This window comes from Rubrimonas sp. (assembly GCF_036788415.1).
GTDB lineage: Bacteria > Pseudomonadota > Alphaproteobacteria > Rhodobacterales > Rhodobacteraceae > Rubrimonas.
Genome location: NZ_DAIQNN010000002.1, coordinates 1 through 26,308, shown reverse-complemented (window position 1 = coordinate 26,308; position 26,308 = coordinate 1). Strand labels below are relative to the sequence as shown.

24 protein-coding genes are annotated in these 26,308 nt (G+C 72.2%); 11 read left to right on the top strand and 13 right to left on the bottom strand.

The window, feature by feature from the left end:
- Positions 1-53: 53 nt before the first annotated feature.
- From V7Q31_RS00875 to V7Q31_RS00855, 5 genes are all read right to left on the bottom strand, one after another.
- Complete coding sequence (locus tag V7Q31_RS00875; protein WP_333831773.1) at positions 54-494, bottom strand: GNAT family N-acetyltransferase; 441 nt, start codon at positions 492-494, stop codon at positions 54-56.
- Between the two features lie 347 nt (positions 495-841).
- Entirely contained in the window at positions 842-3,085 is a 2,244-nt protein-coding gene (gene ptsP / locus V7Q31_RS00870; protein WP_333831772.1) for a phosphoenolpyruvate--protein phosphotransferase, read from the bottom strand.
- Between the two features lie 39 nt (positions 3,086-3,124).
- Positions 3,125-4,375 (bottom strand): aspartate kinase, encoded by a 1,251-nt coding sequence (locus tag V7Q31_RS00865; protein WP_333831771.1) that lies wholly within the window; start codon positions 4,373-4,375, stop codon positions 3,125-3,127.
- Between the two features lie 96 nt (positions 4,376-4,471).
- Entirely contained in the window at positions 4,472-5,224 is a 753-nt protein-coding gene (locus tag V7Q31_RS00860; protein ID WP_333831770.1) for an FkbM family methyltransferase, read from the bottom strand.
- Between the two features lie 3 nt (positions 5,225-5,227).
- The gene (locus V7Q31_RS00855) at positions 5,228-5,668 is read right to left on the bottom strand and encodes a DUF1178 family protein (RefSeq protein WP_333831769.1); all 441 of its coding nucleotides are present in this window, start codon (positions 5,666-5,668) and stop codon (positions 5,228-5,230) included.
- A 133-nt stretch (positions 5,669-5,801) separates the two neighbouring features.
- On the opposite strand from V7Q31_RS00855, the gene V7Q31_RS00850 reads away from it, so the two are divergent.
- The 3 genes from V7Q31_RS00850 (at position 5,802) to phoB (ending at position 8,760) form a co-directional block, all read left to right on the top strand.
- Positions 5,802-7,088, top strand: a complete 1,287-nt coding sequence (locus V7Q31_RS00850) for an ATP-binding protein (protein ID WP_333831768.1) — start codon at positions 5,802-5,804, stop codon at positions 7,086-7,088.
- A gap of 240 nt (positions 7,089-7,328) precedes the next feature.
- Entirely contained in the window at positions 7,329-8,033 is a 705-nt protein-coding gene (gene phoU / locus V7Q31_RS00845) for a phosphate signaling complex protein PhoU (RefSeq protein ID WP_333831767.1), read from the top strand.
- A 31-nt stretch (positions 8,034-8,064) separates the two neighbouring features.
- The gene (gene phoB / locus V7Q31_RS00840) at positions 8,065-8,760 is read left to right on the top strand and encodes a phosphate regulon transcriptional regulator PhoB (protein ID WP_333831766.1); all 696 of its coding nucleotides are present in this window, start codon (positions 8,065-8,067) and stop codon (positions 8,758-8,760) included.
- 139 nt (positions 8,761-8,899) lie between these two features.
- Here the strand turns inward: phoB and V7Q31_RS00835 are convergent, their stop codons facing one another.
- The 3 genes from V7Q31_RS00835 to V7Q31_RS00825 form a co-directional block, all read right to left on the bottom strand.
- Positions 8,900-10,840, bottom strand: coding sequence for an elongation factor G (locus V7Q31_RS00835; protein WP_333831765.1), 1,941 nt, complete (start codon positions 10,838-10,840; stop codon positions 8,900-8,902).
- A 129-nt stretch (positions 10,841-10,969) separates the two neighbouring features.
- Positions 10,970-12,160 (bottom strand): DNA cytosine methyltransferase, encoded by a 1,191-nt coding sequence (locus V7Q31_RS00830; protein WP_333831764.1) that lies wholly within the window; start codon positions 12,158-12,160, stop codon positions 10,970-10,972.
- A 45-nt stretch (positions 12,161-12,205) separates the two neighbouring features.
- A complete protein-coding gene (locus tag V7Q31_RS00825) occupies positions 12,206-13,123 on the bottom strand; it encodes an HAD-IIA family hydrolase (RefSeq protein ID WP_333831763.1) in 918 nt (305 codons plus the stop codon).
- Between the two features lie 269 nt (positions 13,124-13,392).
- Here V7Q31_RS00825 and V7Q31_RS00820 point away from each other — a divergent pair, with 269 nt between their 5' ends.
- From V7Q31_RS00820 to V7Q31_RS00810, 3 genes are read left to right on the top strand one after another with little or no spacing between them, the layout of a single operon-like run.
- Entirely contained in the window at positions 13,393-14,943 is a 1,551-nt protein-coding gene (locus V7Q31_RS00820; RefSeq protein WP_333831762.1) for an OpgC family protein, read from the top strand.
- A gap of 2 nt (positions 14,944-14,945) precedes the next feature.
- On the top strand, positions 14,946-15,650 hold the full coding sequence (locus V7Q31_RS00815) for a RibD family protein (RefSeq protein ID WP_333831761.1): 705 nt from the start codon (positions 14,946-14,948) through the stop codon (positions 15,648-15,650).
- A 10-nt stretch (positions 15,651-15,660) separates the two neighbouring features.
- A complete protein-coding gene (locus V7Q31_RS00810) occupies positions 15,661-16,224 on the top strand; it encodes a cytochrome b (RefSeq protein ID WP_333831760.1) in 564 nt (187 codons plus the stop codon).
- Positions 16,225-16,243: 19 nt separating this feature from the next.
- Here the strand turns inward: V7Q31_RS00810 and V7Q31_RS00805 are convergent, their stop codons facing one another.
- From V7Q31_RS00805 to V7Q31_RS00790, 4 genes are all read right to left on the bottom strand, one after another.
- Positions 16,244-17,017, bottom strand: coding sequence for a class I SAM-dependent methyltransferase (locus tag V7Q31_RS00805; protein WP_333831759.1), 774 nt, complete (start codon positions 17,015-17,017; stop codon positions 16,244-16,246).
- Complete coding sequence (locus V7Q31_RS00800) at positions 17,014-18,075, bottom strand: glycosyltransferase family 4 protein (RefSeq protein ID WP_333831758.1); 1,062 nt, start codon at positions 18,073-18,075, stop codon at positions 17,014-17,016. Before V7Q31_RS00800 ends, V7Q31_RS00805 begins: the two co-directional genes overlap by 4 nt.
- Positions 18,072-18,470 carry a 6-pyruvoyl trahydropterin synthase family protein gene (locus V7Q31_RS00795; RefSeq protein ID WP_333831757.1) on the bottom strand — a complete coding sequence of 133 codons (399 nt, stop codon included), beginning with the start codon at positions 18,468-18,470 and terminating at the stop codon, positions 18,072-18,074. Before V7Q31_RS00795 ends, V7Q31_RS00800 begins: the two co-directional genes overlap by 4 nt.
- 112 nt (positions 18,471-18,582) lie before the next feature.
- Complete coding sequence (locus tag V7Q31_RS00790; RefSeq protein WP_333831756.1) at positions 18,583-19,290, bottom strand: DUF3108 domain-containing protein; 708 nt, start codon at positions 19,288-19,290, stop codon at positions 18,583-18,585.
- A gap of 101 nt (positions 19,291-19,391) precedes the next feature.
- On the opposite strand from V7Q31_RS00790, the gene meaB reads away from it, so the two are divergent.
- Complete coding sequence (gene meaB / locus V7Q31_RS00785) at positions 19,392-20,414, top strand: methylmalonyl Co-A mutase-associated GTPase MeaB (RefSeq protein WP_333831755.1); 1,023 nt, start codon at positions 19,392-19,394, stop codon at positions 20,412-20,414.
- Between the two features lie 12 nt (positions 20,415-20,426).
- Here the strand turns inward: meaB and V7Q31_RS00780 are convergent, their stop codons facing one another.
- Positions 20,427-21,836, bottom strand: a complete 1,410-nt coding sequence (locus V7Q31_RS00780; protein ID WP_333831754.1) for a helix-turn-helix domain-containing protein — start codon at positions 21,834-21,836, stop codon at positions 20,427-20,429.
- Positions 21,837-22,010: 174 nt separating this feature from the next.
- Here V7Q31_RS00780 and V7Q31_RS00775 point away from each other — a divergent pair, with 174 nt between their 5' ends.
- The 4 genes from V7Q31_RS00775 to sucD all read left to right on the top strand — a co-directional run.
- Positions 22,011-23,213 carry a pyridoxal-phosphate-dependent aminotransferase family protein gene (locus tag V7Q31_RS00775; protein ID WP_333831753.1) on the top strand — a complete coding sequence of 401 codons (1,203 nt, stop codon included), beginning with the start codon at positions 22,011-22,013 and terminating at the stop codon, positions 23,211-23,213.
- 52 nt (positions 23,214-23,265) lie between these two features.
- Complete coding sequence (locus V7Q31_RS00770; RefSeq protein ID WP_333831752.1) at positions 23,266-24,207, top strand: HpcH/HpaI aldolase/citrate lyase family protein; 942 nt, start codon at positions 23,266-23,268, stop codon at positions 24,205-24,207.
- A 25-nt stretch (positions 24,208-24,232) separates the two neighbouring features.
- Positions 24,233-25,405 carry a malate--CoA ligase subunit beta gene (locus tag V7Q31_RS00765; RefSeq protein WP_333831751.1) on the top strand — a complete coding sequence of 391 codons (1,173 nt, stop codon included), beginning with the start codon at positions 24,233-24,235 and terminating at the stop codon, positions 25,403-25,405.
- A 14-nt stretch (positions 25,406-25,419) separates the two neighbouring features.
- Positions 25,420-26,308: succinate--CoA ligase subunit alpha (gene sucD, locus V7Q31_RS00760; RefSeq protein ID WP_333831750.1), on the top strand; the 889-nt coding region annotated here is incomplete at its 3' end.

The window sequence follows — 26,308 nt, the reverse complement described above, 5'->3', positions numbered from 1 at the left end:
CCGCGGAAAGAACGCGCGAGCGGGCGGCGCATTCCCGGGAGGGGAGGGAAAATTCAGAGCATCATCTTCATGCCGACATGGCTCGCCTCGAAGCCGAGGCGGGCGTAGAAGCGCTGGGCGTCCGCGCGGCTGCGGTCGGTGGCGAGCTGGACCATGCCGCAGCCCGCCGCGCGCGACCGGCGCAGCGCCTCCTCGACGAGCGCGGCCCCGACCCCCCCGTTGCGCGCAACCCGCGCCACGCGCACGCCCTCGATCTGGGCGCGGATCTGGCCCTTGCGCGACAGGCCCGGCAGGAAGGTGAGCTGGAGGCAGCCGATCACGACGCCGTCGCGCTCGGCGACGATCAGCGCATTGCCCTGCTGGGCGGCGATGGCGTCGAAGGCCGCGCGATAGGCGGGGTCGCCCGGCGCTTCGCGGTCGCGCCCGAGCGGGTCGTCGGCGAGCATCGCGACGATGGCGTCGATGTCGTCCGGGGTCGCGTCGCGCAGCATCATCGGGGCGTCGCCTGTCCTCGCGTCGAATGTCCGGCTTTTAGGACTTTCGACGGGCGGGAGCGAGAGGGCTGCGCGCGCCCCGGGAGGCGCGCCGCCGACGCTCGGCGACCGGCGGCCCTTGCGCTCTAGTGGACGGCCGTCGCTCGCCCATTGGTCCGTGCGACCAGCACGGACCGCGCCCTCCCTCCCCCAGGGCGGGCGCATCGCAACGCCTCAAATGGCTGAACCGTCGAAGTATTTGAACGCCATAAACCGCTTGGCCAAGTCGTTCCTAAGCGCCCGCCCGAGGGAGGGCGCAGTCCTCATCGCCCATGCCGGCCGGCGCCGCCGCCTCGCCGCCCTCCCGCTCAGAGCGGCGCCCCGGCCGCGCGCGCCCAGTCGGTCAGCCGTCCGCGCGCCGACGCGTCCTCGGCGGCGATGGCGGCGCGGACCACGGCGCGCGCCTCGCGCATGTCGACGCTGCGCAGAAGCCGCTTCACCGGCCCGATGGCCGAGGCCCGCACCGAGAGCGTCCGGAAGCCGACGGCGGCGAGCGCCAGCGCCTCGAGCGGCCGCCCCGCCGCCTCGCCGCAGAAGGACAAGGGCGCGCCCAGCGCCTCGCAGCGCGCCACCACGTCGCCGAGGAACCGCAGCCAGGACGTCGAGAGCGGGTCGTAGCGCCGCCGCACCCGCTCGTTGCCGCGGTCGGCGGCGAAGAAGAACTGCTTGAGGTCGTTGCCGCCCACCGACAGGAAATCGACGTCGCGAAAGAAGCTGTCCGGCGCATAGGCGAGCGACGGCGTCTCCAGCATCGCGCCGATCTCCAGATGCTCGGGCGCGGGCTTGCCCGCGGCGGCGAGCCGGTCGCGCTCGCGCAGCAGCAGCTCGCGCGCGGCGCGGAACTCCGCCGGCTCGGAGACGAAGGGGAACATCACCGTCAGCTTGCGGTGGCCGGCCCCGCGCAGCAGCGCCTGAAGCTGCATCTTCATCAGCCATGGCCGGTCGAGCCCGAAGCGCAGGGCGCGCCAGCCCATCGCCGGGTTCTCCTCCTCGTGGCGCTTGAGATAGGGCAGGATCTTGTCCGAACCGATGTCGAGCGTGCGGAACGCGACGCGCTTGCCGTCGGCGGCGTCGAGGATGCGGCGGTAGATGTCGGCCTGCGCGTCGCGCCCCGGCATGGTGGCGCGGATCATGAACATCAGCTCGGTGCGGTAAAGGCCCACCCCGTCGGCCCCGCTCTCCTCCAGCCGGCCCATGTCGGAGACGAGGCCCGCATTCATGTGAAGCGAGATCTCGACGCCGTCTCGCGTGCGGGCGGGCTGGCGGCGCAGGGCGCGGTAGAGCTTTCGGGCTTCGGCCTCCTGCGCGAGCTTCTCCTCGAAGGCGTCGAGCACGCTCGGCTCGGGGCGCAGGAACACCGCGCCCTCCTCGCCGTCGAGGATCACCCGGTCGCCGCTTTCGGCCTCGGCGACGATCCCGTGCGCCTGCACCACCAGCGGAATGCCGAGCGCGCGCGCCACGATGGCGGCGTGCCCGCCCGCCGAGCCCTCCTCGAGCGCGACGCCCTTTATCCGCCCGCCGAACTCCAGCAGCTCGCCCGGCCCCACCGAGCGCCCGATCAGGATCGAGCCTTCCGGGGGCGGGGTGTTGTCGGCCCCGGTCAGCAGCCGCAGCAGCCGGTTGGCGAGATCGTCGAGATCGTGGAGCCGCTCGCGCAGATAGGGGTCGGCGACCCGGTCCATGCGCGCCCGAGCCGCCGATTGCACCCGCTCCACCGCGACTTCGGCGATCACGCCCGAGGACACAGCCTCGTCGAGCCGGCGCAGCCAGCCCTTGTCATGGGCGAACATGCGGTAGGTCTCAAGCACGTCGCGATGCTCGCCGCCGGCCTTCAGCACGTCGGTCTCGAGCAGCCGGTCGACCTCCTCGCGCAGCTGGTCCATGGCGCCGCGCAGACGGGTCCGCTCGGCCTCGACGTCGTCGACGATGGGGTTGAGGATGACGACTTTCGGCTCGTGCAGATGCGCAGGCCCGATCGCCGCGCCCTCCGCCGCGCCGACCGCGCGCGTCACATGCGGGCCGCGATGGGCGAGGTCGATCCCGCGCCCCGCCGTCAGCGCGCCCGATTCGGCCATCTCGGCGATGACCATTGCGACGACTTCCAGCGCGTCGATCTCGTCCTCGGCGTAGGCGCGCCGCGCGGTGTTCTGCACCACCAGCACGCCGAGGATCTTGCCCAGCCGCTGGATCGGCACGCCGCAGAAGGAGCGGTAGATGTCCTCGCCCGTCTCCGGCAGATACTGGAAGCCCGGCGCGTTCGGCGCGTCGTCGGTCGAGAGCGGCTCGGCGCGCGCGGCGATCTGGCCGACCAGCCCTTCGCCGATGCGCAGCTTGGCCTTGTGGACGGCGTCCTTGCGCAGCCCTTCGGTCGCGCACAGCTCCAGCGTTCGCGCGTCGCGGCGCAGATAGATCGAGCAGACTTCCGCGACCATGTTGGTCGCGATGATCGCGGTGATCTTGTCGAGCCGCTGCTGGCCGTCGCCGGGCTCCGCCATCACCTGACGCAGTCGGCGCAGCAAGGCGCGCGACCCGACGCCGGCGGTGGGCGTCATGGTCCAGTTTCCTCGGGCCGCTCCCGCGTCGGGCGAAATTCAGGCGGCGTGCAACTCGAAGGCGTCGTGCAACGCCCGCACGGCGAGTTCAAGATATTTCCGGTCGATCAGCACGCTCACCTTGATCTCGGAGGTGGTGATCACCTTGATGTTGACGCCCTCCGCCGCCAGCGCGGCGAACATCTTCTGCGCGACGCCGGCATGGCTGCGCATCCCGATGCCCACGACCGACACCTTGGCGACGCCCGCATCGGCCACGATCTCGCGGAAGCCGATCGCGTCGCGGGCGGCCTCCAGCACCGCCTTGGCGCGCGCCAGATCGTCTGCGGCGGTCGAGAAGGTCATGTCGGTCAGACCTTCCTCGGAGATGTTCTGGACGATCATGTCCACATTCACCCCCGCCTCGGCCAGCGGGCCGAAGATCGAGGCGGCGACGCCGGGGCGGTCGGCGACGCCGAGCAGCGTCACCTTCGCCTCGTCGCGCTGGAAGGCCACGCCGCTCACAACTTTGGATTCCATGATCTCCTCCTCGTCGCAGACCAGCGTTCCGGGGCCGTCCTCGAAGGAGGACAGCACCCGCAGCCGCACCTTGTAGCGCATCGCGAGCTCGACCGAGCGGGTCTGGAGCACTTTCGCCCCGAGCGAGGCCAGCTCCAGCATCTCCTCGTAGCTGATGCGGTCGAGCTTGCGCGCGCGCGGCTCCAGCCGGGGGTCGGTGGTGTAGACCCCGTCGACATCGGTGTAGATGTCGCAGCGCTCCGCCCCCAGCGCCGCCGCGAAGGCCACCGCCGAGGTGTCCGAGCCGCCGCGCCCCAGCGTCGCGATCCGCCCGTCGGGCGCCACGCCCTGGAACCCCGCGATCACCGCGTGCAGCCCTTCCTCGAATTTCCGGTCGAGCGCCTCGGTCTCGATCGCCTCGATCCGCGCCGCGCCATGCGCGTCCGACGTCCGAAGCGGCACCTGCCAGCCCTGCCAGGAGCGCGCGGGCACCCCCATCTGCTGCAGCGTCAGCGCCATCAGCCCCGAAGTCACCTGCTCGCCCGAGGCCACCACCGCGTCGTATTCGCGCGCGTCGTAGAAGGCGGCCCGCTCGCCCGGCTCCGCCGATGCGCCGCGCACCCAGTCCACCAGCTTGTTCGTCTCGCCCGCCATCGCCGAGACGACCACCGCCACGTCGTAACCGCGCGCGACTTCGGCGCGGACCTTTTCGGCGGCGTTGCGGATTCGGTCGAGATCGCGGACGGAGGTTCCGCCGAACTTCATCACGAGGCGCGGGTTGGGCCGGGGCATGGGGGCTCCTCAGGACGGTCCGGGGCCCGCGGAAATCCGCCCCGAGCGCGACGCGCGCCTCTTACAGGCGCGCCCCCGCCAGAGCAAGCCGAGCCCTCAGGGCCGGCAGTACACGTCGCCCGAATTCGCCGCGTCGGGCAGACCCGCGACGAGGTCGCGCATCGCCGCCGCGTCGAGCCAGTCGGTCTCCCAGGCGTGGCTCTCGCCGAGCGACAGCCGGAAGCCGCCATAGCCCAACGCCTGCGCGCGCTCCAGCGCCGCGACGCCCGCTGCGCGCGCCGCGGCGACGACTTCGAAGGACAGGAGCGGCGGCGGCGCGCTCAACCCGGCGAGCACCTCCGCCTCATGCCCCTCGACGTCGATCTTGACGAAGGCGGGCGGGCCGAAGCGCGCGGCCAGCGCGTCGAGCGTGGTCATCGGCGCCGTCTCCTCGGCGTCCCAGCTTTGCCCTTCCCAGCCGGGCGCGCCCGCGGCGCCGGCGACGAAGCCCTCCGACAGCGTCGAGACCGTGGGATTTGCGCGGTTCACCCGCAGCACCGCCGCGCCTTCCGCCGCGCCCAGCGCCGCGCGCACGATCTCCACGCCCGCGTCGCGTCCATGCAGCAGCCGCAGCACCCGCGCGAGCCGCGCCTGCGGCTCCACCGCCACCACCCGCGCCCCGAGCGCGCGCAGCGCCGCCACGCGGTCGCCGACATGGGCGCCCACGTCGAACGCCAGATCGCCGGGCCGCACCATCGGGCTCAGGAAGCGGCGCAGGCTCGCGGCATGGGCGCGGTCGAGGCGGTAGATGCGCAGCGACCGCGCGACGCCGGCCCAGGCGCGGAACTCACCGGACAGATCGCGCGACATCACTCAGTCGTCGCGGCGGGAGAAGGGCAGCGGGGCGACCGGGACGCCGTCCTCCTTCAGCGAGCGGACCTCCTGCGGCGTCGCCTCGCCCCAGATCGCGCGCTCGGGCGCATCGCCGAGATGGATGCGCCGCGCCTCCGCGGCGAAGCGCGGCCCGACATGCTCGACATTGGCCTCTACATGGGCGCGCAGCGCCGCCAGCGATTGCGCGACAGGGCTCGCGGGCGGGGCGGAGAGCGCGGGGGCAGCGGCGGCCTTCGATGCGTCCGGCGCCGCCTTGCGCCCGCGCACCGCAGGGGCCATCACGGCTTTCTCGACCTCCCCGCCGCCGCAGACGGCGCAGGTCACCGCGCCTTGCGCCCGCTGGGCGTCATAGGCCGCGCTGTCGCGGAACCACGCCTCGAAGACGCAGCCGTTGGAACAGCGGAGGTCGTAGCGGATCATTGCGCGCGACTCGTTCAAGGGACGTCCCGATCCACGCATAGATATGCGACTGCCGCGTGAACGCCATCGCGCTTATCGCCGGAGCCCTCTCCGTGCTAGAGCGGGCGACCTGCTTTTCCGAGAGTCGACCGCCGTGACCGTGCCGCGCGCAGCGCTTGTCCCGATTACCGTCCTCGCGGCGCTCGCCGTCAGCCTTGGCGCTGCGGCGTTCGGGGCTGCGGCGTGGCTGGCGGCCTGCGCCGGCGCGCTGGCGGGGCTGGCTGCGGCGCTGCCGCTCGCGCGCCGCCGGAACGGCCCCGCCGGGACCATGCAGGCTCCCCCGCCGACGATGGCGCTGGCCCTGCCGCTCGGGCGCGGCCGCGCCGTGCTGGAGCAGCTTCCCATCGGGCTGGCGCTGCTCGGCGGCGACGGGCGGGTGCTGTTCCAGAACGACGCCGCGCGCGACCTGCTCGAGCGCGACGTGGTCGGCCTCCACTGCTCGGCGGCGTTCCGGGCGCCGGCGCTGCTCGAGGCGATGACCGCCGCGCTCGCCGAGCGGCGCGCCTCGGAGATCGACCTGACGCTCCTGCGCGCCACCGAGCGCGCCGTGCACGCCCATATCCGCCCGTTGCCCGACGCGGCGTCCGAGGCCGACGCGCCGGCCGTGGTGGTGCTGCTCGAAGACCGGACCCGCATGGCCAAGGCCGAGGAACTGCGGCGCGATTTCGTCGCCAACGCCAGCCACGAGCTAAAGACCCCGCTCGCGTCGATCACCGGGTTCATCGAGACGCTGCAGGGCCACGCCAGGGACGATCCGGAAGCGGCGCAGCGCTTTCTGGGCATCATGGCGCAGCAGGCGGCCCGGATGAAGCGGCTGGTGGAGGACCTGCTCTCGCTCAACCGGATCGAGATCAACGAACATGTCCAGCCGCGCGAACCGCTCGACCTCGCCGAAGTGATCTGGGAAGTCGCCGGCGCGCTGAGGCCGCTCGCCGAGTTGCACCGCACCCGCATCGAAGTCGCCTTGCCTCTGTCGGGGATGGTGGTGCGGGGCGACCGGCACGAGATCGCGCAGGTGTTCATGAACCTGATCGACAACGCGATCAAATACGCCGGCGCGGACGGGCCGATCCGCGTGCGCCCCGCCTCGGGCCCGGGGCCGCGCAAGGCGATGCTCGGCGTCGAAGTCGCCGATGCCGGCCCCGGCATCGCGCGCGAGCATCTGCCGCGGCTGACCGAGCGCTTCTACCGCGTCAACGCCGCGCGCTCGCGCGAGCGCGGCGGCACCGGGCTGGGGCTCGCCATCGCGAAGCATGTCCTGAATCGCCATCGCGGCGATCTCGCCGTCGCCAGCGTGGTCGGCGAGGGGGCGGTGTTCACCGTCTGGCTTCCGGCGTTCTCCGACGCCTCGCAGCCCCCCGCGCCGGCGCCTGTCGTCTGAACGCGTCGGGCGCGCCGCCCCCGCCCCCGCCCCCGCCTCCGCTGTCGTGAAAATGTCGCCGAACTGTCGGAATTCCGTGTCCGCACCTGCGTAGAAGCTGCGCAATGGCGACAACCGCCCGCACCGTCGCGCAACCGCGCGGGCGATTGCAAAAGCGGCGGCGCGGAATAGGTATAGACAAGAATGCGGACGCCGATCCTCGACGCACCGCACGGTTTTCCTAGGGTCAGGACGCGTTCGATGCCGCATATCGTCTCAGCCTTCGACAGCGATCTCCAGCAGCTCTCGACGAAGATCTCGGAAATGGGCGGCCTGGCGGAGGAGCTGCTTTCTCAGGCCCTCGAAGCGGTGCAGCGCCGCGACGCCGCGCTCGCCGCCGAGGTGGTCGCCCGCGACAAGGTGCTCGACCGGATGGAGGCCGAGCTCGAACTGCTCTCCATCCGCACCCTCGCGCTGCGTCAGCCGATGGCGAACGACCTGCGCGAGACCATCGCCGCTCTAAAGATCGCTTCGACGCTCGAGCGCATCGGCGATCTCTCCAAGAACATCGCCCGCCGCAGCCAGGCGCTGACCCGCGGCCAGCCGATCCACCTCGCGGCGCCCGTGGTGCGGATGGGCCGCCAGACCCTGATCCAGCTCACCGAAGTGCTCGACGCCTACACCGCCCGCGACACCGCGCTCGCGCTGTCGGTCTGGCGGCGCGACGTCGAGGTGGACGAGATGTACAATTCGCTGTTTCGCGAACTCATCACCTACATGATGGAGGATTCGCGCACGATCGGGCTGTGCAGCCAGCTTCTGTTCGTCGCCAAGAACCTCGAACGGATCGGCGACCACACGACCTTCATCGCGGAGATGGCCTATTACGTCGTCGAGGGCGAACCGCTCGGCGACGACCGACCCAAGGGCGAACCGCTCGACGCGATGCTCGATTTCGACGTCTGAGGCAGCGACTGAGACAGCGACGGGGGACCGCATGACGGCGCGCATTCTGGTGGTGGAGGACGAGGAGGCGCTCTGCGCGCTGCTCGACTACAATCTCCGCAAGGAGGGCTTCGCAGTTCAGATCTGTCAGGACGGCGAGGAAGCGCTGATCGCCGTGTCGGAGGACAAGCCCGACCTCGTGCTGCTCGACTGGATGCTGCCGCGGGTCTCGGGCATCGAGATCTGCCGGCAGGTGCGGGTGCGCGGCGAGTGCCGCGACCTGCCGATCATCATGCTGACCGCCCGCGGCGAGGAGGACGACCGCATCCGCGGCCTCGACACCGGCGCCGACGACTACCTCACCAAGCCTTTCTCGATGACCGAACTGCTGGCGCGGGTCCGCGCCGTGCTCCGCCGCACCCGCCCCACCCTGTCGGGCGACGTGGCGACCTTCGGCGACATCATCCTCGACCGCGAGACCCGCCGCGTGCGCCGCTCCGACCGCGAGGTGCATCTGGGGCCGACCGAATTCCGCCTGCTCGACTGCCTGTTGCAGCGCCCGGGGCGGGTGTTCAGCCGAGAGCAGCTGCTCGATCTGGTCTGGGGCCGCGACGTCTATGTCGAGGCGCGCACTGTCGACGTGCATGTCGGGCGGCTGCGCAAGGCGCTCAACAACCGCGGCGAGCGCGACCCGATCCGCACCGTCCGCGCCGCCGGCTATGCGCTCGACGAGACTTACGCCAACTGACGCGCCCGGCCGGGAACGACCGTGCGCCGGCTGCGCCCGCTCGGGCGCAAGCCGGTCCGAAGGGATCAGTTAACCCAATTTTCCCTTCAAAAACAAAGGTCCCCAGTTAGGACCTGCGTCTTTCAGGTCGATCTCCGCTCTAGCCGCGGGCGGACGCGCTCGCGTAGATTTCGGCGATCCGGTCGGCCTCCTTGCCGTAGATCTCCTCGTAGTGGTCGAATTCGGCCTCGAATCGGCCAACGCCCTGCGTCGCGCCCCGCAGCGCGCCGGCCAGTTCGTCGAGCGCCGCACCCGGCGCCAGACAGCGGAACACGTCCCAGCCGCGCGCGTCGGGATCGCGGTCGAAACCGAGGATCTGGCCCTTCATCCCCGAGACGAGCGGCGAGAGCGCGCCGACGAAGACCGAGGGCGCGTGGATCGTCACCTTGTGGATCGGCTGAAGCAGCACCGGCGCGGCCTGCGCCAGCGCCTCGGCCACCGCCGCGCGCGCCGCGATCCGGAACGCCATGTCGGAGCTGTCCACCGCGTGATGCTGGCCGTCGAGCAGGGTGACGGCGACGTCCACCGCGCCGAAGCCCAAGGGGCCGCGCTTCATCGCCTCGCGCGCGCCCTCCTCGACGGCGGGGATGTAGTTGCGCGGCACCGCGCCGCCCTTGACCTGCTCGTCGAACAGGAAGCCCTCGCCGCGCTCGGCGGGCGCGACCCGCAGCTTGACGTCGGCGAACTGGCCGGCGCCGCCGGTCTGCTTGCGGTGGCGGTGATGGGTCTCGGCGCTGCGGGTGATCGTCTCGCGATAGACAGGCGGCACCGGGGCCTCCTCGGCGGCGACGCCGAACGCCTCGGCCAGCCGCTCGCGCAGCGCGCGCATGTGCAGCGGACCCTGCGCGCGCACGACCTGCGCGCCCGTCTCGGGGTCCTGCGCGACATGGGCCGAAGGGTCGTCCTGCCCGAGAGCGGCGAGCGCCGTCGAGAGCTTCACATCGTCGCGCGCGTTGGCGGGCGTCAGAGCGCGGGCGATCATCGGCGCGGGCGGGCGGCTCCAGGCCGGCGCGTCGAGCGCGCCTTGCGCGTCGTAGAGCTTGCAGGGGGCGAGGTGGTCGGCCTTGACGGCGGCGGTCACTGCGCCCGGCTCGGCGGCGTCCATCGCGGCGGCCTTGTCCGAAGTCGGATCGAGCAGCGCGCCGACCGCGCCGCCGCCGAGGCTCGCGCCGGGGCGCAAGCCCTCCGTCAGCGCGCGGACCAGCGTCACCTTGCCGACATGCTTGCGATGGCTGGCGTGGAAGGCCGCCGCGCTCGGCGCAGCGCCGCCCCCGGCCAGCCGCGCGCGGAGCGCCTCGACGCCGGGGGCTTCATGGCGCAACGCCTTCATCAGCCGCACCAGCCCGTTGCGATGCAGGCCGGAGCCGATCAGCGCCGGGAAGGCCGTGTTCTCGCGCAGCATCCTGGCGCAGACCTGATAGACGGCCGAGCCCTCCGGCGCGCGCTCCTCGACGATCTCCTCGAGCAGCCAGTCGTCGAACTCCGACAGCGTCTCGAGCAGCGCCTCATGCGCCTCGTGTTCGCGCGCCTCCACCTCCGCCGGCATCGGCACCAGCGCCGAGGGCGCGCCCTCGCGGTAGCGCCAGGCGCGCTCGGAGACGAGGTCGACCGCGCCGACCACCTCGCCGTCCTTGCGGATCGGGATCTGGCGCAGGATCAGCACATGGCGCGCGTAGTCCTGCAGGGCGGCGATGGTCTCGCTGGCCTGCGCCGCCGCCTCGTCCATGCGGTTGACGAACAGGATCGCGGGCGTCTCGGACTCCTCGACCGCCCGCAGCCAGGGCGCGGCGAGCACCGCGTGCTCGGGATGCGGCGAAACGACGACGACTGCGGCGTCGGCGGCCAGCAGCGCCGACTGCGCCTCGCCGATGAACTCGATGGCGCCGGGGCAGTCGATCGCGGTCCAGGCCTCGTCGTGATCGGTGAAGCGGGCCACGCGCAACTCGCCGTCGCGCTTCGCGCCGCCCCCGCCCGCCAGCGCGTCCACCAGCGTCGATTTCCCCGATCCCGAAGGCCCGAGCACTGCGAAACACCGCGCCATGAAAGTCCCCTTTCGTCCGGTCCGCCCGGCTCGCGCGCGCCTTCGTGCGCCGCCGGTTCTCGTTGCCGCGCCATTAGACCCCTGCGGCGCGGCGGCGCCAACGCGCGCAGGGGCCGCAGGGAATGAGGGTCAGCGCGCGAGGAGCGGCTCCAGCAGGCTCTCGGCCAGAAACCGAACGACCGGCGCGGCCACCCCGTCGCCGGCGACCCTGTAGGCGTCGGTGTACCGCGCGGGCAGACGGAAATCGTCCGGCAACCCCATCAGCCGCGCCGCCTCGCGCGCGGAAAGCAGCCGCGTGCGCGCGCGCCCGTCCTCCACCAGCGCGAGGGTCTGACGCGAGCTGCCGCCCGCCGGCGTGCGCAGGCACCCCGCCGTCCCGTCGAAGCGGATCTCGACCCGCTGCCGGCCCACCCCGTCCGGCCCGGGCCGGGTGCGCCGGTAGATCGTTCCGACGACGCGCCCCCCCGACGCGCGCGACGCCGCCCGCGCCGCGTCGAGCTTGGCGCGGTGCAGCGGCGCCATCAGGCCGATCAGCCTCGCCGTTTCCTCGGGGCTGTGCCAGCGCACGCCCTCGGTGTCGGCGTCGATGAGCGCGTCGAGCGGCGGCGGCGCGCAATCCGGCGCGGGCAGCCGCCACCAGACCCAAGCCCCCGCCGTCGCCGGGTCGAGCGCCGCGCGCGCCCGCAGAACCGGGCCGGTGTGCCAGCGCGGATCGGGGTCGTCGCGCCGCAGCGCCTCGGGGACCGCGACGTCCGGCGCCGTCGCGACGGCGAACATGCGCGGCCGCGACTGCGGCAGGAACGCGCGCGCATCTGCGACGAACGCCCCGAACCGGTAGCCTTCCGCCGCGAGCGCCGCCGCGAGCGCCGCGAAGTCGCGCCCGCCATGCGAAGTCAGCGCGCCGACGACGTTCTCGAGTGCGATCACCTTCGGCGCGCGGCCCTCCGCGCCGAGCGCGCGCATCAGCCGCCAGAAGCCCCAGAAGGCCCCGCTGCGCGTCGGCGCCGCGTCCGCCTCGCGCCCCAAACCGCGCCCGAACCCCGCGAGGCTCAGATCCTGGCAGGGAAACGACGCCCATGCGAGGTCGAGCCGCCCCGGCGCCTCGGAAGGGTCCACGCCCCAGATGTCGCCCTCGCGCAGATGCGCGTCGCCCCAGTTGGCGCGGTAGGTCGCGAGCTTCGTCGGGTCGAGATCATTGGCGAAGGCGCAGGTCCAGCCCGGCCCGAGCCCCGCCCGCACCATCCCGGCCCCGGCGAAGAACTCGCCGAAGCGCGGGCGATCCGTAGCGCCGTCCGCCACCAGATGCTGAGGAGCATTCATGGGGCGACACCATATCAAGGGGCGCGCAGGCGTCCAGCAGCCGCGTCAGATCGCGCCGAGCGCGAAATCGGGCACGATCCCGCTCTGCGCGACGAAGGGCGCGGGATCGACGCCCGCGAACAGTCCGTGATCGCGCGCGAGGACGGTCCGCATCCCCGCCGCGCGTCCCCCGAGAATGTCGGTGTGCAGCGTGTCGCCGACGGCTGCGATGCGCATGGGCGGAATCGGCGCCAGCCGGCGCAGGACTTCGGCGTAAGCGCCCGGGAACGGCTTGCCGTGAAACTCGGGCGCGACCCCGGTCGCGTCCGCTGCGAGATGGGCGAAATGCCCCGGCTCGAGCGTGAAGCCGCGCTCGCGCGGCGCGACGATGTCGGGATTCGCGACGACGAGCGGGCGCGGGCGGGCGCGCAGGGCGGCCACGAGGCGCGCCTGACGCGCGTCGCTCCAGCCCGAGGCGCTGAACAGGACGAAGCCGTCGGCGCGGTCGAACAACGCCGGGTCGGCCAGCAGGTCGGCCATGGGAAGCGGGATGTCGGAGAAATCCGGCGCGGGGCCGGAGGCGGCGGCCCAGAGCATCCCGGCGGCCCCGGGCCGCGCGGCGAGGGCCGCGGCGGCGACGTCGCGGCTCGCGACGACCTCCTCGGGGGCGAAGTCGAAGCCCATGGCGCGATATTTCGCATGCGCCGCCGCGCGCGCCTGCGTCGCCCCGTTCGTCAGCACCAGCAACCGCTTGCCCATGGCGCGCAGCCGCGCGAGCCGCTCGGCTGCGCCGGGGATCGGGGCGTCGCCCACATTGAGCACGCCGAAGGCGTCGAGCGCGAAGGCGTCCACGTCGCCGGCGAGGTCTTCAAGCGTCGCGATCGCTCGCGTCGCGGCGGGAAAGGCGGCGGTCGGCAGGCGCGCGCGGGCGGCCTCGTAGCGGGCGCAGCTCCAGGCGGCGTCGAGGCGGGCCTGCGAAGTCATCTCGGTCCTCAGCCGCCATGGCCTTTCAGGAGGCGCGTCTTCGGGCCCCCCGGCGCCGGATGCGCCCTGCGTCGCCAGCACTGCCACGGGCCGAAGATCGCGTCGAGCGCGGTCTCACGGGGCCTCACCGCCCGTGACGGCGCGGGAACAAGCGAGTGAACGCCGCGCGATATTGCGTTGCGGCACTTTCCGCGCCGCCGTCGCTGGCATAAGTTGAAGATTGATTGAGAGTGGGCGCGCATGCGCCCGCCCACGGGGAGGCGTCCGACGTGACCCATCCGCCTGCCAGGGCGACTCCGAAGCGACCGCGCGACCCGCGTCTCGACTTTTTCCGCGGCGTCGCGATGTTCATCATCCTGCTTTCGCATGTTCCCGGCAATGTGTGGGCGCTGTGGATTCCGGCGCGGTTCGGTTTTTCGGATGCGACCGAGATTTTCGTGTTCTGCTCGGGTATGGCCTCGGCGATGGCCTTTGGCGCCGTGTTCGCAGCGCGCGGCTGGCTGATGGGCGCGGCGCGCGTCGCTTTCCGGGTCTGGCAGGTCTATTGGGCGCATGTCGGCGTGTTCCTGCTGACGGTTGCGCTGCTGGTCGCAATCGACCTGAACGGCTGGGGGATCGAGGGTCGCGTCTACATCCGCGAACCCTATGTCGTGCCATTCTTCGAGGAGACCGGGCCGACGCTCGTCGGTCTGCTGACGCTGACCTACGTGCCCGGGCTTTTCGACATCCTGCCGATGTATCTTGCGATCCTGGCGATGATCCCGGTGGCGATGGCGCTGCATCGCGCAGGCGGCATGCCGGCGGTGGGGGCGGGCATGGCGCTCAGCTGGGGCCTCGCGACGCTGGCGGGCGTCGGCTTCGTCGAGGGCGGGCCGCCGGCGCAGGGCTGGTCGGCGCTCGTGCAATGGATGAACCTGCCCGCCGATCCGCAGGGCGTGCGGACATGGTTCTTCAATCCCTTCGCCTGGCAGCTCGTCTTTTTCACCGGCTTCGCCTTTGGCATGGGCTGGCTGAAGCCGCCGCCGCGCAGCCGCGCTTTGGCATGGGCCGCGGCGGCGGTCCTCCTGCTCTCGACCCCTTTCGCGTGGTTCAAGATCCATGAGGGGTTCTTCATCCCCCACGGTTCGGAGGCGCATCTCGCGATCGCCGGGCTGCGGGCGGAAATCGAGCCGCTGTGGGTCAAGACGTGGTTCGGCGCGCTGCGCTATCTGCATTTCCTTGCGCTCGCCTATCTGGCGTGGATGGCGGTCGGACCGCGCGGGCGGCTGCTCGACGAGGGGCTGACCGTGCGCGAGCCCCCGCAGGCGACGCGGCGGTTGCGCGCGGCGCTGGCGGCGCCCGTCGCGCTGCTGACCGCGCCCTACGCCTATATCGATGCGATCCGCGCTCTGGCCCCTGCGCTGGACGCGTTCGTTTTGGCTCATTTTCCCTTGTTCGGCGACGGCGCCGGCCTGATCGCGCTGATCCATCTCGCCGCGCTCATCACGCTGGTCTGGAACGCGGCGCCGGCGCGCGCTCGGGATTTCGTCGCGCGCGATCTGGTGGTCGCGGCGGCGCCGGTGATCCGAAAGGTGGGGACGCAGTCGCTGGCGGTGTTCATGACGTCGATCCCGCTGTCGCAGATGATGGGGCTGGCGCTCGACCATCTGGGGCGCGGCGTCTGGACAGTCGCCGCGGTCAATCTGACCGGCTTTGCGCTGCTGATCGCGACGGCCTACGGCGCGGCGTGGTTCAAGCGCCATCCGTGGCGCGCCCCGGCGCCGGCCCCGCGCGACGTGCAGCGCGACGGGACCGCGCAGCGTCTTCAGGCGGCGGAGTGATCATGCGGTACGATCCCGCCATCGCGCTGGCCCCGCTGACCCGCCGACGCGCGGCGTCGCCCATCGTCGTGGCGCAGCTCGGCCAGACGCTGGACGGGCGCATCGCGACCATCACCGGCGCGTCGAAATACATCTCGGGGTGCGAGGCGCTGGCGCATCTGCACCGGCTTCGGGCGAGCGTGGACGCCGTCGTCGTCGGCGTCGGAACGGTGGCGGCGGACGATCCGCAGCTGACCGTGCGGCTGGCCCCGGGGCGCAATCCCGCGCGAGTCGTGATCGACCCGAGCGGACGCGCCGCCGCCGCTGCGCGGCTTTTCGTCGACGGAGCGGCCCCGACGCTGTCGGTCGCCGGCCCGGACGCGCCGCCGCCGCCGCCCGGCGTCGAGCGGCTGACGATCGCCCCCGGACCTGACGGGACGTTCGCGCCGGACGCCATCGTCGCCGCGCTCGCGGCGCGCGGGCTGCTCCGCATTCTCGTGGAGGGAGGCGCGCAGACCATCGGGCGGTTCCTCGACGCGGGCCGCATCGACCTCTTGCATCTTCTGGTCGCGCCGATGATCCTCGGCTCGGGCAAGCCGGGGATCACCTTGCGCCCGATCGAAGAGCTGAGCGACGCGCTGCGCCCGGCCACCAGCGTGCACGCCTTCGAGGACGGCGACGTGCTGTTCACCTGCGACCTGCGCGCGCGGCTCGAAGCGGCGGAATGAGGACCGGGAGATGGCCAGAGATATTGCGAGGCTGAACTTTCTTCGCCGCGCCCTGCACTGGGCCGGCGCGATCGTCGTGATCGGCATGGTCCCCGCCGGGCTGGTCTTCACCGATTTCGACAATCGCGACAGCATCGAGGGGGCGTTCGGCGCGGGCTCGTTCGACGCGCTCTACAACTTCCACAAATCGGTCGGCGCCGTCGCGCTGGCGCTGGTCGCGGCCCGTCTCGCGGCGGCGCTGATCTGGCCGGCGCCGAGCCACGCGGGCGCGATCCCCGCCGTCCAGAGCGCGGCGGCGCGGGCGATGCATGTCGGGCTTTATGCGCTGCTCGTGGCGACGCCGATCCTCGGATGGGCCGGGACGTCGGCTTATCCCGCGCCATTGCCGGTGTTCGGGCTGTTCGATCTGCCCGGCATCGTCGCGCCCAACCGGCCGGTGGCGGAGTTCCTGCTCGCTCTGCACGGCACCTGCGCGATCCTGCTCATCGCCCTCGTCGTCCTGCATGTCGCAGCCGCCCTCTATCACCGCAACGTCCGCAAGGACGGGGTGTTCGCGCGCATCGCCCTGTGGTGAGCCCTGTGGCGAGCGCGCCTCAGCCGGGCGTCGCCAGCAGATCGACATGGCCGATGCGCGCGCGGGTCGCGGCCGTCCGCGCGGCGCGCCAGCCTTCGGAGGCGCGGACGGCGTCGGCCTTTCCCTCGGCCAGCGCCGCGATCAGCGCTGCGTCGCGCGGGGCGGTCAGGTCCCAGTCCGAACGGGCCTCCGCCACGCTGTAGCCGCGCGCGCGCAGCGCCTGCGCCAGATGCGCCGCGGCCCCGGCGCCGAGCGCCGGCCCCAGCCCCTTGTCGCGCCGCATGTCGGCCAGAAACGCGGCGTGGACGGCGGCGTCGTCGGGATGCGGCGGGGTCCATGCCTCGCGCCCGTCATAGCTGAGCGCCGCATGGACCGCCGCGCCGGCCTGCGCGGCCGCCTCCGCGAAAGCGTCGATCCAGTCGGCGGAGGCGAGGTCGAAGAAGGCCGACGCCGTCGCCAGATCGGGCGCGGGGTCGAAGGCCGCCGCCAGATCGCGCGACAGGTCCGCCGCCAGGGTCTCGACCTGCGCGCCGAGTTCCGCGCCGCGCGCGGCGGCGAGGCGCAGCAGGGCGGGGTCGTGATCGACCAGGCGCCACCGGACCCCCGGCAGGATGTCGGCGAGCGCCGCGAGCGTCGCGCCGGTTCCCGCGCCGAGATCGACGACGCGGATCGGCCCGCGCGCCTCGGCCCGCGCTTTCGCCCACGCCGCGAGCGCGCGCGCCAGCCCCGCGTCGCGCGCCCGGGCGTCCGCCGGGGCGCGCAGCGCCAGCCAATCCGCCGAGAAGCCGCTCACGGCGCGGGCCGCAACGCGGAGAGGACGGCGGCGATGCGGCGCGCCGTTTCGTCCCAGCCGTGCAGGCCGCGCGCATGCGCCCGCGCCGCCATACCCATCCGCCCGCGTCGCGCGGGGTCGGCCAGCAGGGCGCGCAGCGCCTCGGCGAGCGCCGCCGGGTCGTCCACCGGCGTGCGCAGGCCGGCGGCGGGAGGGATCACTTCGCGCGCGGCGGCGATGTCGGCGGCGACGACCGGCAGGCCATGCGCCATCGCCTCGGCGAAGACCATCCCGTAGCCCTCATGCCGCGACGGCAGGCAGAAGAGCGCCGCGCGCCGATAGAGCGCGTCGATGCCGCCGCGGTCCAGCGCGCCGCGCAGCGCGACGCGGTCGCGCAGATCGGGCGCGTCGATGCGGGCGCGCAGCGCTGCGGCGCAGTCGACGTCGCGTTCGGAACCGGCGAGGACGGCCCGCCAGCCGAGATCGCCGATCCGCGCCAGAGCCTCCAATAGAACGTCGAAGCCCTTGCGCGGGATCAGCGAGCCGACGCTCAGGATCAGCGGCGGATCCTCGGCGACCGGCGGCGAAAAGGCGACCGGGTCGAGACCCGGCTCGGCGACCGTCGCGCGCGCGGGATCGAGGCCGAGCAGCGACGCGGCGTCGTCCCGCGTCGCGCGGCTCGTCACGATCACGGCGCGGGCGTGGCGCAGCGCGGCGCTTTCGCGGACGCGCAGCGCTTCGGCCTCGGGCGCCCCCGCCGCTTCAAGGCAGAGCGGGTGGTGCAGCAGGCAAGCCATCGGCGCGCGGACAGCGGCCAGCGCCGCCTCCGGCAGCGCGCCGAAGGCGAGACCGTCGACGAGGATCGGCGTCTGCGGCGCGACCTCCGCCAAGGCCTGCGCCGTCGCATCGACCGACGTCGCCGAAGGATGCGGGAAGTCGCCCGGCAGCGTCAGGACGCGCAGGCGCAGCCCGACGCCGGGCGCTTCGGCGAGCACCCGGCGCGCATAGGCGTATCCGCCGGTCGGCGCGTCGAGATCGCCGGGGATCGCGAAGACCGCCCCAGCGGCAGCGGCGATCACGGCGCCGCTTCGAACCACGCCCGCGCGACATGGCTTTCGTTGAGCGTCACGCGGATGCGCTCGACCCCCTCCGAGCCCGGCCCGAGCGCCCCTTCGCGCGCCGCCGCCGCGAGCCGGTCGAAAATGAAGCGGCAGAGCCATTCGGTGGTGGTCAGCTCGCCTCGTGTGGCCGGCGCCTCGTCGAGATCGGCGTAGGCGAGCGGCGCGAGCGCCGCCTTGAGCGCGTCGAGCGCGCGGCCGATGTCGACCACGATGCGCTCGGGGCCGAGTTCGCTGCGGAAGAAGGCGACGTCCACCACATAGGTCGCGCCGTGCTTGCCCTGCGCCGGGCCGAACACCTCGCCGGGCAGGGAATGGGCGATCATGACATGGTCGCGGACTTCGACGGCGTACATCGGGAACCTCCGGTTGCGGCGATCTCCGAATCCCACCGGAGCGCCCGCGCGACAAGAGCCGGTTTCGCGCCTCTTGTCAGGCCCCCGCGTCAGGCTCCCGCCTTGCGCGCTGTCACTCGGCGCGCCGCTTCGCGACGGCGTGGCCGAGCGGGGTCGGCGCGACGGCCTTCTCGAACTCCGCCACCCCGTCTCGGACCCGCCACCACAGGGTGAAGGCCGAGTCGGGCAGGCGCATGTGCTTGTCCTTGAAGCCCGCGACGCGGACATAGGCGCCCTCGCAGCGCAGCATCCCGCCCTCGCGGACCCCCGGCCCGAGCGCGAGGTCGAAGCGGCGGCGGCTGTCGAAGACCTCCACGCGCTGCCCGCAGGCCTGCGCCGCCGGGCGCGGCGACAGCGCGGCCACCGCCGCCGTCAGCGGGTCGAGCGCGCCGCGCAGCGTCTGCGGCGGCGCGTCGTAGGCCCGCTGGCGCAGGGCGGGCTCGGCGCGGATTTCGGGTGCGGCGCCGGCGGCGTGGCGCATCTCCACGGTCTGAAGCAGCCCGTCGAAATCGCCGCGGGCGCGGAACCAGCCGGGCGCCGCCTCCGCCGCCCCCTGCGCCGGGATGAAGAAGGCGGCGAGCCCCTTGGTCGTCACCTCGGCGCGCGCGCGCCAGCCTTCAGGCGCCGGGGCCATCTCCACCCGCAGCGCGGCGAGCCGGAAGCCGCCGAGCCAGACGTCGTAATCGGCGGCCCAGGGGTCGCGAAGCTCCGTGGCGGCTGCCTGCTGCGCGGGCGCGGCGCAAAGGAGGGCGAGGGCGAGGGCGAACGGGACGGCACGCATGTCAGGCGCCTTCGGGCGATTGCGGATCGCCGCGATACAAGCGAAACAGCACGGCGGAAACATGGCCGCCGCGCTCTGGCGGCCCGGAAGGAGGCGCGCCGATGACCGCCCCGAAGGACGCGCCGCCCGCCGACGCCGCCGCCGCAGACCTCGCCGCCGGTCTCGCAGCCCGGCTGCGCGCGGGAGAGCGGCGCGCGCTCGCGCGCGCGATCACGCTGGCCGAATCCACCCGGCCCGATCATCGCGCAACCGCGACCGCCCTGCTCGAGCGGCTCGGCGGAACCGGCGACGCGCTGCGCGTGGGCCTCAGCGGCGCGCCGGGGGTCGGCAAGTCGACCTTCATCGAGGGCCTCGGCATGGGGCTGATCGCGCGTGGCCTGCGGGTCGCGGTGCTGGCGGTTGACCCGTCCTCGGCGCGCACCGGCGGCTCGATCCTCGGCGACAAGACGCGGATGGACCGGCTGTCGCGCGAGCCCCGCGCCTTCATCCGCCCCTCGCCCTCGGGCGGCTCGCTGGGCGGGGTCGCCCGCCGCACCCGCGAGGCGGTCGCGCTGTGCGAGGCGGCGGGCTTCGACGTGGTGCTGGTCGAGACGGTCGGCGTCGGCCAGTCGGAGTTCATGGTCGCCGAGATGACCGACGTGTTCGCGCTGCTGCTGAGCCCCGGCGGCGGCGACGAGCTGCAGGGCGTCAAGCGCGGCGTCATGGAGATCGCGGACCTGATTCTCGTCAACAAGGCCGACGGCGACATGGCGGATGTGGCGCGCCGCACCTGCGCCGATTACGCCGGCGCGCTGCGCCTCCTGCGACGCCGCCCGCACGACCCCGAGGGCTGGCCGCGGGCCGCGACCGTCTCGGCGCTGACCGAGGCCGGGGTGATGGCCGCCTGGGACGAGATCGCGGCGCTGGACGCGGCGCGCCGGGCGCGGGGCTGGCGCGCCAAACGGCGCGCGAGTCAGGCCGCGCAGGCGTTCCGGCGGGAGCTCGAGGAAGGGCTGAAATCCGCCTTCCGCGCCGATCCGCAGGTGGCGGCCCTGCTGCCCGACATCGAGCGCGCCGTGCTGTCGGGCGCGCTCGCCCCCGAGATCGCCGCCGCCCGCGCGCTCGACGCCTTCCTGCGGCGCTGAGGCGGCGCGCGCTCAGCTCTCGTAGCGCGTCGCCCCGCGCCGGCGCTCGTCGACAGGCGCCGAGAGGAAGGCCGCCTGATGGGCGCGCTGGTCGCAATTGGCGCGGGGGCAGACCCGGCAATTGATCCCGATCTGCGTCATCCGCGCGCCGCCGACCGCGAAGCTCTCCGCATAGCCGATCTCGGGCGCATGGGCGACGGCGCAGCCCATCGCCACGGCCAGCCGGAAATCCTGCGCGTGGCGAGCGAAGGCGGGGCGGTCCACCGTGCGCGAGAACACGAAATACTGGCTGCCGTCCGGCATCTCGACGAATTGCGGGACGATCCGCCCCGGCGTGCGGAAGCAGTTGTGCACTTCGAGCCGCGGGCAGGCCCCGCCATGCTCGGCGAGGTGGAAGCCGGTGGAGTTGAAGCGCTTGGTCACGTTTCCCGCATTGTCGATGCGCAGGAAGAAGAAGGGCGCCCCTTGCGCCCCTTCGCGCTGCAAGGTGGTGGCGCGGTGGCAGGCCTGCTCGAAGCTGACGCCGAAGCGGGTGGCGAGGTGGTCGAAATCGTATTTCGACGCGCGCGCCTCGGCGAGAAACGGACCGTAGGGCATCAGCACCGCGGCGGAGAAGTAGTTGGCGAGCTCGACCCGGCAGCGCCCCCGTCCGCGCGGATCGGAGATCCCCGAGCGCGCCAGCAGCGCGTCGAGCAGCGGGCGCTGCTCAAGCAGGCCTGCGACATGGACGAGCTGGAACACCCGGTTGGGGTGGTCGAGCGCCTCGCTCAGCAGCACTTCGCGGCGGGCCTCGTCGTGGCGGCGCAGCGTGTTGGGCAGATCGGCGACCGCGAGCACGCGCACGGCGAGGCCCAGCCGCTCGCGCAGTCGGCGCTTGAGCAGCGAATAGACCTCGTCGGGCTCGATCGCCTCGTCGTCCCAGAACCGTTCGGCGGCCTCCTCCAGTTCGCGGAAATGGTTGCGGTTGCGGCGGAAGAAGTCGTGCACCGCCGATTCGGGCGAGGCGGCGAGAAGCGGCTCGGCCGAGGGGGCGCCGCCGCCGGCCAGCGTCAGCAACTGGTCGGTCGCCGCCTGATAGGCCCGGTGCAGCCGAAGGAAGCACGACGCCAGCGCCGGGCTGTGGACGAGGGCGGCGCGCAGCTGCGCCAGATCCGGGCGGTCTTCCTCGAACATCGGATCCTGCGCCACGGCGCGCAGATCGGCGAGCAGCGTGCGGTCCTCGTCCTCGGCGATGTCGCGCCAATCGACGCCGTAGGTCTCGAACAGCCGCAGCATCACCGGCACCGAGACGCTGCGCTCGTTGTTCTCGAGCAGGTTGACATAGGAGGCGCTGATCCCCAGCGCCCGCGCCATCTGCGCCTGCGTCTCGCTGCGCTCCAGCCGCAGCCTTCGCAGATGCGGTCCGATGAAGGTCTTCTGCATTGCGCCGCACAAAAGTTTCGCTTTGTGGACTTTACAAAATTACAGAATTTAGGATTTGTCAATTCTCGCATTTACAGCAGGACGCCGTTTGATTTCGGGATCGCCGCAACCTTGGGCAAGGTGCGCGCAACGGTCGCAACAAGGCGGCCATGTCGCCTTCAGGGGGAGCACAGGATGCGCACCGGAATCACTCATCTCCACATTCCCGGCCCGACAAACGTGCCGGAGGTCGTCCGGCAGGCGATGAACGTCCCGATGCAGGACATGCGCGCCCCAGATTTCGGCGACCTGACGCTGGGCCTGTTCGAGGACCTCAAGCCGGTCTTCGGAACGCGCGACGCGACGGTGATGATGTTCCCCGGCTCCGGCACGGCGGCGTGGGAGGCGGCGATCGCCAACACGCTCAGCCCCGGCGACAAGGTGCTGATGGCGCGCCACGGGCTGTTCTCGGAGCGCTGGGTCGAGATGGCGCAGCGGATGGGGCTGAACGTCGAGGTGATCGACGTGGCTTGGGGGGCGGGCGCGCCGGTCTCCGAGATCGCCCGACGCCTCGGCGCCGACCGCTTCGGCGAGATCAGGGCGGTGTTCGTCGTCCATAACGAGACCTCGACCGGCGTCGTCTCCGACATCGCGGGCGTCCGCCGCGCCCTCGACACCGCCTTCCACGACGCGCTGCTGTTCGTCGACGGCGTGTCCTCCATCGGCTCGATGGAGTTCCGCATGGACGAATGGGCGGTGGACCTCGCGATCACCGGCTCGCAGAAGGGGCTGATGCTGCCGCCGGGCCTCGGCATCCTCGCCGCGAGCCCCAAGGCGCTGGAGGCGTCGAAATCGGCCACGTCGCGGCGCGTCTATTTCGATTTCGCCGACATGATGGCGATGAACGCCGACGGTCAGTTCCCCTACACCCCGCCGACGCCGCTGCTGCACGGCCTGCGCCGCGCGCTCGACCGCATCGCCCAGGAGGGCCTGCCCAACGTGATCGCCCGTCACCGCCGCCTCGCCGAGGGCGTGCGCCGGGGCGTGGCCGCGATGGGGCTCCAGATCGTCGCGCAGCACCCCTCGCTGTGCTCCGACACCGTCACCGCCATCCGCACGCCCGAGGGCGTGGACGGACGCGAAGTGCTGCGGCTCGCCTATGAGCGCTACAACGCCTCGTTCGGGGCGGCGGCGGGGCCGCTTGTCGGAAAGGCCTTCCGCATCGGCCATCTCGGCGATCTCAACGAGGGGATGTGCCTGAGCGCGCTGGCGCTGGCCGAACTGTCGCTCGCCGCCGCCGGGGCGCGCGTCGCCTTCGGCGCGGGCGTGGGCGCCGCGCAGGAATGGTATGCGGGCGCCGCACCCCGCGAGGCGGCGCTGCGCTTCGCCGCCGAATAAGTCTTCGTACTCACCATCCAAGAACCAGAAACTCCCGAGGGGAAACGACCAGATGAGCCATACGCTCCACCCGTTGCGCCGCCAGCGGCTGCAACGCTCCGAACTCGCCGTGCCCGCCTCCAACCCGACGATGATCGACAAGGCGGCGGACGGCCCGGCGGACTACGTGTTCCTCGATCTCGAGGACGCCGTCGCGCCGCCAGAGAAAGAGCAGGCGCGAAAGAACGCCGTGCAGGCGCTCAACGACATCGACTGGGCCGGCAAGGGCAAGACCGTCTCGGTCCGCATCAATGGCCTCGACACCCACTACATGTATCGCGACGTGGTGGACGTGATGGAGCAGGCGGGCGACCGCGTGCACACGCTGCTCGTGCCGAAAGTGGGCGTGCCGGCCGACCTCTACATGGTCGAGGCGATGGTCAACCAGATCGAGCAGGGCAAGGGCTACGCCACACGCGTCGGCCTCGAGGCGCTGATCGAGACGGCGCTCGGCATGGCGAATGTCGAGGCGATCGCGCAGTTCGGCGGTCGGCTGGAAGCGCTGCATTTCGGCGTCGCCGACTACGCCGCCAGCTTGCGCGCCCGCACCACGAACATCGGCGGCCTCAACCCCAACTATCCCGGCGACCAGTGGCACGCCGCGATCAGCCGCATGGTGATCGCCTGCCGCGCCTACGGCCTGCGCGCCATCGACGGCCCGTTCGGCGATTTCTCCGACCCCGAGGGCTACAAGGACGGCGCCCGCCGCGCCGCCGCTCTCGGCTGCGAGGGCAAATGGGCGATCCATCCGACCCAGGTCGCGCTCGCCAACGAAGTGTTCTCGCCGCCCGAGGCGGAGGTGACCAAGGCGCGCCGCATCATCGAGGAGTTGCGCAAGGCCGAGGCGCAGGGCAAGGGCGCCGCGGCGCTGGACGGCAAGATGATCGACGCCGCATCCGAGAAGATGGCCAACAACGTGCTGGCGGTGGCCGAAGCCATCGCCGCGAAGGGCTGACAACAGCCGTCAGGGAGGGAAACACATGGACATCCATGAATATCAGGCCAAGGAGATCCTCGCCCGCTTCGGCGTGCCGGTGCCGCGCGGAGGGCTCGCCTACAGCCCCGAGCAGGCGGGCTACCGCGCGCGCGAGTTGGGCGGCGAGAAATGGGTGGTCAAGGCCCAGATCCATTCGGGCGGGCGCGGCGAAGCCGGTGGCGTGAGGCTTTGCCGTTCCGAAGAGGAGGTGCGCGACTTCGCCGCCGGGCTGTTCGGCAAACAGCTCGTCACCAAGCAGACCGACGCGAACGGGAAGGGCGTCTATCGCCTCTGGGTCGAGACCGCCTCCGACATCGCGCAGGAGCTGTATCTCGGCTTCGTGCTCGACCGCAAATCCGAGCGCATCATGATCGTCGCCTCGGCGCATGGCGGCATGGAGATCGAGGACCTCGCGGAGAAGGACCCCGACAGCCTCCGCCGGATGATCGTCGACCCCGCCATCGGGCTCACCGAATATCAGGCCCGCGAACTCGCCTTCGGGCTGGGGCTCAAGGGCGGACAGATCGCGCAGATGGTGACCATCCTGCGCGCCTGCTACCGCGCCTATCGCGACCTCGACGCGATGATGGTCGAGATCAACCCGCTGGTGATCACGGGCGCGGGCGACCTCGTCGCGCTCGACGCCAAGATGAGCTTCGACACCAACGCGCTGTTCCGCCGCCCGCAGATCGCTGAGCTGCGCGACCATTCGCAGGAGGACCCCCGCGAGAGCGCCGCGGCCGATCACGGCCTCGCCTATGTCGGGCTCGACGGCGACATCGGCTGCATCATCAACGGCGCGGGTCTGGCCATGGCGACCATGGACATGATCAAGCTCGCCGGCGGCGAGCCCGCCAACTTCCTCGACATCGGCGGCGGCGCCAGCCCCGAGCGCGTCGTGCGCGCCTTCCGCACGGTGCTGACCGACAAGAACGTGCAGGTGATCCTCGTGAACATCTTCGCCGGCATCAACCGCTGCGACTGGGTCGCGGAAGGCGTGGTCAAGGCCTACAAGGAAGTCGGCATGACCATTCCCGTCGTCGTCCGTCTGGCGGGCACCAATGTCGAGGAGGGCAAGCGCATCCTCGAAGCCTCCGGCCTGCCGCTGATCACCGCCGACACGCTCGCCGAGGCCGCCGAGAAGGCCGTCGCCGCCCGCGCCAAAGCCGCCGCCTGAGGGGAGGGGAAACAATGGCCATTCTCATCGACCAGAACACCCGGATCATCGTGCAGGGCATGTCGGGGCGCATCGGCAATTTCCACGCCGCCGACATGATCAAATACGGCTCCAACGTCGTCGGCGGGGTCACGCCCGGCAAGGGCGGCGAGCGCACGCTCGACCGGCCGCTGTTCGACACGGTGCGCGCGGCGGTGCAGGCGACCGGCGCCGAAGCCAGCCTCGTCTTCGTGCCGCCCCCCTTCGCGGCGGACGCGATCATGGAGGCCGCCGACGCCGGGATCAAAACGGCGGTCTGCGTCACCGACGGCATCCCCTCGCAGGACATGATGCGCGTGAAGCGCTTCCTGCGCCGCTTCCCGCGCGAGTCGAAGATGCGGCTGGTCGGGCCGAACTGCGCCGGGGTGATCTCGCCCGGCAAGAGCTTCATGGGGATCATGCCGCCGCACATCTACATGGAGGGCCGCGTCGGCATCGTTGGGCGCTCCGGCACGCTCGGCTATGAGGCGGCGAGCCAGATGAAGGCGCTCGGCATCGGCGTCTCGACGTCGGTCGGCATCGGCGGCGACCCGATCAACGGCTCGTCCTTCAAGGACATCCTCGAGCTGTTCGAGGCCGATCCCGAGACCGATGCGGTGATGATGATCGGCGAGATCGGCGGCCCGCAGGAAGCCGAGGCGGCGGCCTATGTGCGCGATCACATGAGCAAGCCCGTCGTCGCCTACATCGCCGGTCTGTCGGCGCCGAAGGGCCGCAAGATGGGCCATGCCGGCGCGATCATCTCGGCCTTCGGCGAGAGCGCGCAAGAGAAGGTCGAGATCCTGTCCGCAGCCGGGATCGCCGTCGCCCCGAACCCCTCGGCGATGGGCGAGACCATGGCGAAAGTGCTCGGCGCACGCGCCG